Source organism: Micromonospora sp. KC721, assembly GCF_004348355.1.
Taxonomy (GTDB): Bacteria; Actinomycetota; Actinomycetes; order Mycobacteriales; family Micromonosporaceae; genus Micromonospora.
Window position 1 is genome coordinate 1 of record NZ_SMJY01000210.1, and the last position, 10,299, is coordinate 10,299.

Sequence of the window (10,299 nt, forward strand, 5' to 3'; positions counted from 1 at the left end):
GGTGTAGCCGGTCTTCTCCACCGTGGCGATCAGGTCGCCCGGGGTGACGTCGTCGGCGAACCGGACGGTGGCCTTCTCGGTGGCGTAGTTGACCGTGGCCTCGACGCCCGGCATCCGGTTGAGCTTCTTTTCGATCCGCGCGGCGCAGGACGCGCAGGTCATGCCGCCGATCGCCAGCTCGATCAGGTTCGGGGCGACCCGCAGCGACTTCGCGGTCGATGTCATCGCGGCACCTCCTGTCAGTCGTGCCCGTGGCCGGGGGCGCCGTGTCCGGCGCCGACGGTCGGGGTGGTGGTTGGCGCGGCGGTGGTGGGGGCGGCGGCCTCCTGGCCTGCCACCATCGTGAACTCGGCGGTGCGCACCGCGCCGCCGTGCCGAAAGTCCAGGTACAGCCGGTAGGTGCCGGCGGAGGGCACCTCGGCGGCGAAGCTCACCGCCGGGCCGGCCGGGGTCCGCCCGTCGCCGGGTGCGCCCTCCGGGTGTACGTGCAGGTACGCCAGGTCGCCCTGACGCAGCGCCACCAGATGCCCGTACGCCCCGAGGTAGGGCTCCAGGTCGGTGACCGGTTGACCGTTCCGACTGACGGTGAGGGTCAGGGTGCTGCTTTGCCCGGGTCGCGGGGTGCCGGTGAGGGTGACGGCGTATCCGTCCACGGTGGTGCTGGTCGCCGGCGCGGGCAGCGGCCGGGGTTCCAGCGTGCCGGGCACGGTCACGTCGACCCCGAGGGTGAGTGGTTCCCCGCCCGACGGGGTGAAGTCGGCGAAGGCCCGCCAGACGCCGGGCCCGCCCAGGGGCGAGTCGACCCGCCAGGTGCCGTCCGGGCCGAGCTCGGGGTGGACGTGGCGGAAACCGGACAGGTCACGCCGGGCGACGATCAGATGCATCCGCTTGTCGTGCGCGACGTCGTAGCGGGTGACGGGGGCACCGTCGGGCCCGGTGATCCGGAAGGCGAACTGCCCGGCCGGGGCGGCCACGGGTTGCAGGGTGTAGCCCCGGTCGGAGACGAGCAGACCGCCGGGCAGGTGGGTGGCGCCGACCTGGCGCGGGGAGCCGTCGGAGTGGCCGTTGCCGTCGTCGTGGCCGGTTTCTTCGTGGCCGGTGGCGGTGGAGTCGTGACTGGTGCTGGCGGCGTCGCGGCGGGTCTCGGCGGCCGGGGTGACGGGACCGGCCAGGTGACCGGCCCCGTACGCCACGCCGAACACCGCCGCGAGACCGAGGGCGAACCCGCTCAGCTTCGTCGCGGTGCGCATCGTGTCCTCTCGGCTCTCTGCGGTCGGGCGGTCCGGCTCACGCGTCGACCAGGTCGTATCCGGCCTCGTCGACCGCGGCGCGCACCGAGTCGGTGTCCAGCGCGCTCTCGCTGGTGACGGTGACCCGGCCGGTGGCCAGGTCGACCTGCACGTCGGTGACACCCTGGATCGCGCCCACCTCGGTGCTGACCGAGTTGACGCAGTGCCCGCAGGTCATCCCCTGCACCTGGTACGTGGTGGTAACCATGGCAGCTCTCCTCTCCTGACGCCGGGCCATACCCCCCAGGGGTAGCCCACGCGACGACGGTAACATACCCCCCAGGGGTACGCTATTCTGGTGGTCATGACCACACCGAGCACTCCGACCCGGGGCTACACCGCCAGCAAGGAACAACTGCTCGCGCGGCTGCGCCGCGTCGAGGGCCAGGTTCGTGGCATCGAGCGGATGGTCGACGAGGACCGCTACTGCATCGACGTACTGACCCAGATCTCCGCCATTCAGGCCGCGCTGGACAAGGTCGCTCTCGGCCTGCTCGACGGGCACGCCCGACACTGCATGCGGGAGGGCGCCGCCGAGGGCCGCGCCGACGAGATGGCTGCCGAGATGATGGCCGCCGTGGCCCGCCTCATGAAACGCGGCTGACCCACTGCCGCGCGGCCTGCCGGAACGCCGAACCGGCGGCCGATCATGAAGTTGGCGGCGGCCGGGAAGACCGACAGCGCCGCCAACTTCATGATCAACGGGAAGGCCGGGCCACGGGCCCGCCCGGTCAGCGGCGGGCGAGCATCTTTCTCATGGTGTCGATCTCGGCGCGCTGGGTGGTGCGGATCTGCTGGGCCAGCGCCTTGACCTCGGGATTCTTCCCCTTGGCGATCTCGTCCTCGGCCATGGTGATCGCACCCTCGTGGTGCTCGATCATCATCGTGACGAACCGGCGGTCGAACTCCGCCCCGGACGCCGCCGCCAGCTCGGCCAGGTCCTCGTCGGACATCATGCCGGGCATGTCGTGCTCCGCCTCCGAGCCATGGCCGTGGGCTGGGCTGCCGGACGGCACCGGCCGACCCCAGGCGGTCAGCCAGGCCGTCATGGTGGCGATCTCCGGAGCCTGGGCGGCCTTGATCTGGGCCGCGAGCCGCTTGACCTCGGCGTCCTGAGCGCGGGTCGCGGCCAGTTCCGACATCTGCACCGCCTGCTCGTGGTGCGGGATCATCATCTGGGCGAACAGCACGTCGGCGTCGCCGAACTCGGCGGCGGTCGACGCGTCCGCCGAGGCACCGCCCGTGGCGGGCGTCTGGTGGCCGGAGCCGGCCCGGTGGTCGTCGCCGCCGGAGCAGCCGGCCAGCGCGAGGGCGGCGGCGACGGTCGCGCCGGTCAGGGCGGCACGACGCGCGATGGTACGGATGGACACGATGTGAACCTTTCGGTGTGGAAACAACGCAGTGGACCGGAGACGCGGGGGAGCCCCGTGCCGGAGCCTCCTATCTGCGCAGCACCGCCACCGTGGCGAGCCGAAGCCCGACGGGCCGACCCGGGGGCGCACCCGGTCCCGGTGGGCGCACGGTGGGGCGGCGCACGCCGACGCCGGGCCGGCGTCGAGCCCGCAACAGCACCGCCAGCAGCACCGCCACCGTGATCGCGGCGAGCACCGCCAGGCAGACGCTCCAGCCGCTCGGGGCGGCGCCCCGGTCACCGGCCGGCAGCACCACCGGAGGCCGGCAGCCGGTCCCGGCGCAGTCGACGCCGGCGTCGACGGCGAACCGCGCCGTCCCCGGCAACGCGGCCGCGTGCCGGCAGGCCGCCCCGGCGCAGTCGACGCCTCCGGGGGTGTCGGCGCCGGTCGCTGTCCCCGGCAACGCGGCAACCGGCAGGTGCCGGTCGGCGTGGTCCGCGGCGGCATGGCCGGACGGCTGGCCGCCGGCGTGCGTGCCATGGCCGATGGTGTGCATGGCGGCCAGGCCGAGCAGGGTGACGGCGAGCAGCAGCAGGCGAGCCCACCAGCCCGTGGTCGCCGCCGTCGCCGTCCGCACCCGACAAAACTAACCGAACCCACCATCCGTCAGAGGCGTACTCGCCGTAGCAGTTGCGCGTTGAGCGCGACCACGATCGTGGAGGCCGACATCAGCACCGCGGCGAGGGCCGGGCTGAGCGTCAGGCCGACCCCGGCCAGCACCCCGGCCGCCAGCGGGAGCGCCACCACGTTGTAGCCGGCCGCCCAGGCCAGGTTCTGGAGCATCTTCCGGTACGCCGAGCGGGACAGCCGGAGCACCCCGGCCACCCCGCGCGGGTCGGAGGAGGCCAGCACCACCCCGGCCGACTCGATCGCGACGTCGGTGCCGGCCCCGATCGCGATGCCCACATCCGCCCGGGCCAGCGCCGGGGCGTCGTTGACCCCGTCGCCGACCATGGCCACCCGCAGACCCCGACGCTGCAGCGCGGTCACCTTTCCGTCCTTGTCGGCGGGGAGCACCTCGGCGAAGACCTCGTCCACACCGGGACGGAACCCCAGGTCGGCGGCGACCGCCTCGGCCACCGCACGGGCATCACCGGTGATCATGGCGATGGTCCGTACCCCCTCCGCACGCAGCGCCGTGATCGCCTCCCGCGCCTCGGGGCGAATCTCGTCGGCGAGGGCCAGCAGACCGAGGACGGTGTCCGGCAGCCGGACCAGATGCAGTACGGCCGCGCCCTGCCCGGCCCAGCGGTAAGCCGGCGGGATCAGCTCGTCGGGAAGCGCGAGCCCCCACTCGCGCAACAGGGTGGGGCCGCCGACCGCGTACGACGCACCGTCGATCTCCGCCTGGACGCCCCGGCCCGGCAGCGACCGGAAGCCGCCGGCCAGGGCCGGGCCGCCGCGACCGGCGGCGGCCGCCACGATCGCCCGGGCCAGCGGGTGCTCGCTGTCGGCCTCCACCCCGGCGGCGAGCCGCAGCACCTCGTCCTCGCCGACCCCGGGCGCGGCGGCCACGCCGATGACCACGTGCCGCCCCCGGGTCAACGTGCCCGTCTTGTCGAACAGCACCGCGTCGACGGTACGCATCCGCTCCAGCGCCAACCGGTCCCGGACCAGCACCCCGGACCGGGCGGCGAGCCCGGTGGAGAGCGCGATCACCAGCGGAATGGCCAGCCCCAGCGCGTGCGGGCAGGCGATCACCAGCACGGTGACGGTACGCACCACGGCCTCGTCCCGATCGCCCAGCGCCGTCCAGGCCACGGCGGTCAGCACGGCACCGCCGGTGGCGACGTAGAACAGCAGGGCCGCGAACCGGTCGGCGAGCGCCTGCGCCCGCCCGCCAGACTGCTGGGCCTGGGCGACCAGGCGTTGGATCCCGGCCAGGGTGGTCTGGTCGCCGACGGCCTCGACGCGGACCCGGACCGCCGAGTCGGTCGCCACCGTGCCGGCGACCACCCGGTCCCCCACCTGGCGGGTGACCGGGCGGGACTCCCCGGTGACCGTCGACTCGTCCAGTTCGGCGACGCCGTCGACGATCCGCCCGTCGGCCGGCACCCGGCCGCCGGGCCGGACCAGCACCACGTCCCCGACGTCCAGTTCGGTGAGCGGCACCCGTAGGACCTCGCCGTCCGGACCGATCCGCTCGGCGTCGTCGGGAAGGAGTTCGGCCAGCGCGGCGAGCGCGCCCCGGGCCTGACCGATGGCCTTCATCTCCTGCCAGTGGCCCAGCAGCATGATCGTGACCAGCGCGGCCAACTCCCACCAGAAGTCCAGGTCGAAGGCGCCGAGGCTGGTGCTGAGCGAGGCGGCGTACGCGACACTGATCGCCATCGCCACCAGCAGCATCATCCCCGGAGCCCGGTCGCGTACCTCCCGCACGGCGCCGACCAGGAACGGCCAGCCACCCCACCAGAAGATCACCGAGCCGAGCACCGGCCCGACCAGCGACCGTCCCGGGAACCCCGGCGCGTAGTCGAACCAGTCCAGCACCATGTCGCTGGTCGCCACCACCGCGACGGTGAGCGCCAGGCAGACCTGGAAACGCCGGCGGAACATCTCCGGGTCGTGCCCGGCGTGCCTGTCGTGCCCGGCAGGCCGGTCATGACCGGTGTCGTGGCCGCCATCTGCTCCGGAATCGTGGTCCATGTCTCCCAAGATGCCGCCTCCGGCCCCCCAGGTCGGCACGAACCGGGCGAGCCGGCAGCGGGCCTGGCTACCATCTTTCGACGATGACCCCGCGTCCATCGTCGCCACCCCACCCGTGGGCCGTCATGGTTCCCGGCCCGCCGGGGCGGGTGAACCGACCGACCGGCTGACACGTACTCCGCCCTGGATCGTTGGGAGACTCGCAATGGGCGCCGACCACACCCGTTCCACTCCGTCCACCCCGCCCGGGGTGCGGCGGCTCCTCGTCGCGACGGTGGTCCCGTTGTTCGTCGTCACGGTGATCGCCGCGGTGGTGCTCTGGCCCCGGAACACGCCGGAACGGGCTCCCGGCGAGGAGGCACCGCGCTACCACGCCACGGTGACCCGGGTGGTGACCGAGCCCTGCCCGGAGCAACCGGAGAGCCCGGCCGGGCCGGCGCAGGGGCCCTGCGGCACCGTCACCGTCCGGGTCGAGCAGGGGCCCGACGCCGGGCAGCAGGTGGAGACGCCCGTTCCGGCCGGGCCAGGGGCACCGACGGTGGCGGTGGGCGACGAGATCGTGCTGGTGAAGCTGACCGACCCGGCCGACCCGACGGTCAGCCGCTACGACATCGCCGAGCACCAGCGGGGTGAGCCGTTGGTGTGGCTGGCGGTGCTCTTCGCCGCCGCGATCATCGCGTTCGGGCGGCTGCGCGGGATGGCAGCGCTGGCAGGGCTGGCCGCGAGCTTCGCGATCCTGCTCACCTTCGTCGTGCCGGGCATCTCCGCCGGCGGTTCGCCGCTGCTGATCGCCATCGTCGGCTCGGCGTTGATCATGTTCGTGGTGCTGTACCTGACCCACGGGATCACCGCGCAGACCTCGGTGGCGGTCCTGGGCACCCTCGGCAGCCTGGTGCTGACCGGCCTCCTCGGCAGCCTGGCCATCGCCGCCACCCACCTCACCGGGTTCGGCAGCGAGGAGGCCACCACGCTGTCGATGTACCAGCGCGATGTGGACCTGCACGGACTGCTGCTGGCCGGGATCATCATCGGGTCGCTCGGTGTGCTCGACGACGTCACGGTCACCCAGGCGGCCACCGTGACCGAACTGGCCCACGCCAACCCGGGGTTGTCCCGGATGCAGTTGTACCGGTCCGCCACCCGGGTCGGCCGGGCGCACATCGCCTCCACGGTGAACACCATCGTGCTCGCGTACGCCGGTGCCTCACTGCCGCTGCTGCTCCTGTTGACGGCCGACAGCAGGCCGGTGAGCCAGATCCTGACCAGCGAGTTCCTGACCCAGGAGATCGTCCGCAGCGCGGTGGCGACGCTGGGGCTGATCGCCGCCGTACCCCTGACCACGGGTCTGGCCGCGCTCGTCACCGCTGCCGGCCGCGGCCCGGCCGACGACCCGACACCGCCCGCCGACCCGGCGCCGAGACCCCGCCCTCCGGTCGACCCGGACGCCGCGCTGGAGGCGTTGAGCGGCCCGCGACCCGGACCGTCCACCCCGGCCCCCGCAGGGTGGCCCGAACCGGAAAGGAGCACCGACACCGCATGGTGAAACTGCACAGCGTCACCGTGGACGACCCGGAACCTGACGAACGCGTCACTCCTCACGCACCGCCACCTCGAATTAACGCATTTAGTCGGGTTCAGGACGTAGCTCACCGGTATGCCTCTCGGGTAACCTCGCTGCCGGTCACCGCTGAAGGCGCGAACCGGCGCCTGCGGTGCCACCGCCCAATCGCCGTACGGCGAACCGGGGAACCAGGTACCTGGGGTGAATCCGCGACCGCGGTAGGGGCCACTTCCGTCCCGAACCCGTCAGCTAACCCGGTCGGCGGTCGACGGAAGGGAACATTGTGACGGCACCCCTACGCCGCTGGTGGACACCGGTGGCGGCCGTGCTGGCCGCGCTGGCCGTCCTCGCCGGGCCGGTCCCGGCGAACGCCGCCCCCTCGACCCCGTCGGGTCACGAGGAGGGCGAGGAGCCCAAGCTACTCACCGAGGTCATCGAGCAGCGCAACCGCGAGTACACCAAGGCGAAGGCACAGCTGGAGAAGTCGAAGAAGCGCCAACTCCAGCTCGCGTTGGAGGTCAAGCGCGCCGAGGACGAGCTGGAGGCGCTCCGACCGCAGGTCACCACGATCGCCGCGCAGTCCTACCGGACCGGCCGGATCGGTGCCGTGGCGATGTTGCTGGAAAGCGACGCACCCGACTCCTTCGTCAAGCGGGCCGCCACGCTGGACGAGCTGAACATGGTCAACGCGCAGAAGCTCGCCGAGGTCACCGCCGCCAAGGACCGCGCCGAGCAGGGCAAGCTGGCGCTCGACGCCGAGGTGCGCGAGCAGACGAAGCTGACCAACCAGATGGCCCGCAACACCAAGGAGGCCGAGAAGGCCCTCGCCCTGGTCGGCGGACGCGGCTTCACCGGTGGACTGGTCGACGCGACCTCCCCGGTGGCCCGGATCGGCCCGGGACGCACGGCCGACGGCGACTGGAAGCCGGAGTCGAAGACCGCGCCGGACCCGACCACCTCCGGCACGATCACTCCGCGTACCCTGCACGCCTACAAAGAGGTACGCCGGGCCGGCTTCAACCGGTTCGCCGGCTGCTACCGCCCGGGCGGACCCTTCGAGCATCCCAAGGGGCGGGCCTGCGACTGGTCGTTGCAGAACAAGGGCTTCGCGCCCTGGCACAACGACGACACCCGCAGGTACGGCAACAACCTGACCGCGTTCCTGATCCGCAACGCCGACCGGCTCGGCATCTACTACGTGATCTGGAACCGGCAGATCTGGTTCCCGGCGACCGGGTGGAAGTCGTACAGCGGACCATCGGACCACACCGACCACGTACACATGTCGATGCTCTAGCGGACGCTTACGACCGAGGGCCCTCCCCGACCGGGGACGGCCCTCGTCGCGTCTTGGGGTTCAGCCGGCGACGACCGCCGCCCGGTCACGGTCGTCCTGGTCGCTCCGGTCCAGGTCGGTCCGGGACGCCGGCGCGAGGACCGCGGCGGGCGACGCGGCCACCGTCCGCACCTCACCGGCGGCCAGCCGGTACGACATGCCGACCACCGCGCACCGCCCGGCGGCCACCTCACCGGCCAGCAGGGCGGAACTGTCCTGCAACGTCTGCACCGTCTGGACGATGTGGACGTCCACGATGCCGTCGATGTCCTCGACGCCCGCCGCGGCGGCCCGCCGGAGGCTGGGGGTCACCCCGTCCACCACGGCGCCCAGGTGCCCCGGCGGGGTCGTGCCGGTCATCGCGGCCTCCCGGGCCGCCTGCACCGCACCGCAGGAGTCGTGGCCGAGCACCACGACCAGCGGAACGCCGAGGACGCTCACCGCGTACTCGACGCTGCCCAGCACCTCCGGGCCGACGGTGTGCCCGGCCGTCCGGACCACGAACAGGTCGCCCAGGCCGCGATCGAAGATGATCTCGGCGGCGAGACGGGAGTCGGAGCAGCCGACGATCACCGCGAAGGGGTGCTGCCCGCCGGCGACGACGGCCCGGTGAGCCGCGTCCTGGTTGGGGTGGTGTGGGGTGCCGGTGACGAAACGCCGGTTTCCGGCGTGCAACTCGGCCAACGCCTGCGTCGGATCCTGCACGGTCATAGCCTCACCTCGGTCTGACGTGTGGGCACCTGATGACACCGGCCGGCGACGCAGGCGGCCTCGCCCCACCGTCACACGCAACAAAAGGTACGTCAAGGTTTACGTGATATGCATTTCCTGCTTCTCTGGATGCGTCGGCTCGGTGCCGGAAGGCATCACTGAGAACCGGAAGGGTGGGGTCATACGATGACGGGCATGGCGACGACAGCGCAGAACGGAAGCACCCGGAACTGGACGTTCCTCACCAACCACGCGCACGTGCTGCTGTCCATCGCCCGCAACCCCACCGCCCGACTCCGCGACGTGGCCGACGAGGTCGGCGTCACCGAACGCGCCGCCCAGGCCATCGTCGCCGACCTGGAAGCCGGCGGCTACCTGCGGCGTACCCGGGTCGGGCGGCGCAACGAGTACACCGTCAACCCCCGCGGCCACTTCCGGCACCCGGCCGAGTCGGACCGCCAGGTCGGCGACCTGCTCGCCCTCTTCACCAGCCAGCCGACCGACGCCTGACACGCCGTCACGCCCGAGGATCCGGGTCCGGCCGCCACTGGTCCGGCGCCGCCGCCCGTCACGCGCTCCCGCGCCGACGGCGGTAGTCTCACCGCGTGCGCGACAGCTTCCGGCCGAGCGGGACGGTGGTCACCGGACCCGCCGGGCGTCCCACCCGGACGGTCCTCGGTACCCGTTCCACCCGGACGGTCCTCGGTGCCGTGGCGGCCGTGCTGCTCGCGACCCTCGTCGTACCGTCCACCCCGGCCGGGGCGGAACCGGCCTGCCCCGCCCCCACCGGCGGCGCGGCACCCACCGAGACGCCGTGGGCGCTGCGCCGGCTCGACCCCGCGTCCGCCTGGCGCATCACCCGCGGCGAGGGGGTCACCGTGGCGGTGATCGACTCCGGCGTGTCGCCGTCCCATCCGCTCCTGAAGGGACAGGTCCGCGAAGGCCGGGACGTCAATGGCCTGCCGCAGGCACAGGGCCGGTGCGACCTGGCCGGGCACGGCACCATCGTCGCCGGGATCATCGCCGGCCGGGACGACACCGGCGCTCCCTACAGCGGCATCGCACCGGCCGCGCGGATCCTGCCGGTACGCGTGCTGCAGGACACCCGGCGCACCAACGACCCCGGCCTGCCCCTGCAGATCGCCGCGGCGATCAGGTGGGCGGCCGACCAGGACGTCGAGGTGATCAATCTGTCCCTGGTCACCATCGACCACCCCGAACTGGCCGACGCCGTCCGGTACGCGCTGGACGAGGGAGTCGTGGTGGTGGCCGCCGCCGGCAACCGGGCGCAGGACCAGCGGGACCTGCCGGCGTACCCGGCCGCGTACCCGGGCGTGATCGCCG

The 10,299-nt window shown here is 72.9% G+C and carries 12 protein-coding genes and 1 riboswitch; of the genes, 5 read left to right on the plus strand and 7 right to left on the minus strand.

What is annotated here, in order from left to right:
* The 3 genes from E1182_RS25905 to E1182_RS25915 all read right to left on the minus strand — a co-directional run.
* The coding region (locus E1182_RS25905) for a cation transporter (protein WP_132270012.1) at nt 1-225 on the minus strand (225 nt) is incomplete at its 3' end.
* Between the two features lie 14 nt (nt 226-239).
* Complete coding sequence (locus E1182_RS25910) at nt 240-1,250, minus strand: hypothetical protein (protein WP_132270014.1); 1,011 nt, start codon at nt 1,248-1,250, stop codon at nt 240-242.
* 37 nt (nt 1,251-1,287) lie between these two features.
* Complete coding sequence (locus E1182_RS25915; RefSeq protein WP_132270016.1) at nt 1,288-1,497, minus strand: heavy-metal-associated domain-containing protein; 210 nt, start codon at nt 1,495-1,497, stop codon at nt 1,288-1,290.
* A 96-nt stretch (nt 1,498-1,593) separates the two neighbouring features.
* On the opposite strand from E1182_RS25915, the gene E1182_RS25920 reads away from it, so the two are divergent.
* Nucleotides 1,594-1,893 (plus strand): metal-sensitive transcriptional regulator, encoded by a 300-nt coding sequence (locus E1182_RS25920; protein WP_132270018.1) that lies wholly within the window; start codon nt 1,594-1,596, stop codon nt 1,891-1,893.
* A 127-nt stretch (nt 1,894-2,020) separates the two neighbouring features.
* Here the strand turns inward: E1182_RS25920 and E1182_RS32540 are convergent, their stop codons facing one another.
* From E1182_RS32540 to E1182_RS25930, 3 genes are all read right to left on the minus strand, one after another.
* Nucleotides 2,021-2,659: a DUF305 domain-containing protein gene (locus tag E1182_RS32540; protein WP_243706420.1), complete on the minus strand. Its 639-nt coding sequence runs from the start codon at nt 2,657-2,659 to the stop codon at nt 2,021-2,023.
* 70 nt (nt 2,660-2,729) lie between these two features.
* A complete protein-coding gene (locus E1182_RS32545; RefSeq protein WP_243706421.1) occupies nt 2,730-3,278 on the minus strand; it encodes a hypothetical protein in 549 nt (182 codons plus the stop codon).
* 29 nt (nt 3,279-3,307) lie between these two features.
* Nucleotides 3,308-5,347 carry a copper-translocating P-type ATPase gene (locus E1182_RS25930; RefSeq protein WP_132270020.1) on the minus strand — a complete coding sequence of 680 codons (2,040 nt, stop codon included), beginning with the start codon at nt 5,345-5,347 and terminating at the stop codon, nt 3,308-3,310.
* A 205-nt stretch (nt 5,348-5,552) separates the two neighbouring features.
* On the opposite strand from E1182_RS25930, the gene E1182_RS25935 reads away from it, so the two are divergent.
* Together E1182_RS25935 and E1182_RS25940 are read left to right on the plus strand one after the other, a co-directional pair.
* Nucleotides 5,553-6,890, plus strand: coding sequence for a YibE/F family protein (locus tag E1182_RS25935; protein WP_132270022.1), 1,338 nt, complete (start codon nt 5,553-5,555; stop codon nt 6,888-6,890).
* A gap of 166 nt (nt 6,891-7,056) precedes the next feature.
* A riboswitch (cyclic di-AMP (ydaO/yuaA leader) is annotated at nt 7,057-7,187 on the plus strand.
* Between the two features lie 4 nt (nt 7,188-7,191).
* Nucleotides 7,192-8,205, plus strand: coding sequence for a hypothetical protein (locus tag E1182_RS25940; RefSeq protein WP_132270024.1), 1,014 nt, complete (start codon nt 7,192-7,194; stop codon nt 8,203-8,205).
* A gap of 60 nt (nt 8,206-8,265) precedes the next feature.
* Here E1182_RS25940 and E1182_RS25945 read toward each other — a convergent pair whose 3' ends face one another.
* Nucleotides 8,266-8,955, minus strand: a complete 690-nt coding sequence (locus tag E1182_RS25945) for a carbonic anhydrase (protein WP_132270026.1) — start codon at nt 8,953-8,955, stop codon at nt 8,266-8,268.
* 186 nt (nt 8,956-9,141) lie between these two features.
* On the opposite strand from E1182_RS25945, the gene E1182_RS25950 reads away from it, so the two are divergent.
* Together E1182_RS25950 and E1182_RS25955 are read left to right on the plus strand one after the other, a co-directional pair.
* Nucleotides 9,142-9,465, plus strand: coding sequence for a helix-turn-helix domain-containing protein (locus E1182_RS25950; RefSeq protein ID WP_132270028.1), 324 nt, complete (start codon nt 9,142-9,144; stop codon nt 9,463-9,465).
* Nucleotides 9,466-9,560: 95 nt separating this feature from the next.
* On the plus strand, nt 9,561-10,299 hold a 739-nt coding region (locus tag E1182_RS25955; protein ID WP_243706422.1), incomplete at its 3' end, for a S8 family serine peptidase.

What these genes read in the sequence shown, in the direction of transcription:
- E1182_RS25920 (WP_132270018.1), top strand. Translation starts at nt 1,594, where the DNA reads ATGACCACACCGAGCACTCCGACCCGGGGCTACACCGCCAGCAAGGAA.
- E1182_RS25935 (WP_132270022.1), top strand. Translation starts at nt 5,553, where the DNA reads ATGGGCGCCGACCACACCCGTTCCACTCCGTCCACCCCGCCCGGGGTG.
- E1182_RS25945 (WP_132270026.1), bottom strand. Translation starts at nt 8,955, where the DNA reads ATGACCGTGCAGGATCCGACGCAGGCGTTGGCCGAGTTGCACGCCGGA.
- E1182_RS25950 (WP_132270028.1), top strand. Translation starts at nt 9,142, where the DNA reads ATGACGGGCATGGCGACGACAGCGCAGAACGGAAGCACCCGGAACTGG.
- E1182_RS25930 (WP_132270020.1), bottom strand. Translation starts at nt 5,347, where the DNA reads ATGGACCACGATTCCGGAGCAGATGGCGGCCACGACACCGGTCATGAC.
- E1182_RS25910 (WP_132270014.1), bottom strand. Translation starts at nt 1,250, where the DNA reads ATGCGCACCGCGACGAAGCTGAGCGGGTTCGCCCTCGGTCTCGCGGCG.
- E1182_RS25915 (WP_132270016.1), bottom strand. Translation starts at nt 1,497, where the DNA reads ATGGTTACCACCACGTACCAGGTGCAGGGGATGACCTGCGGGCACTGC.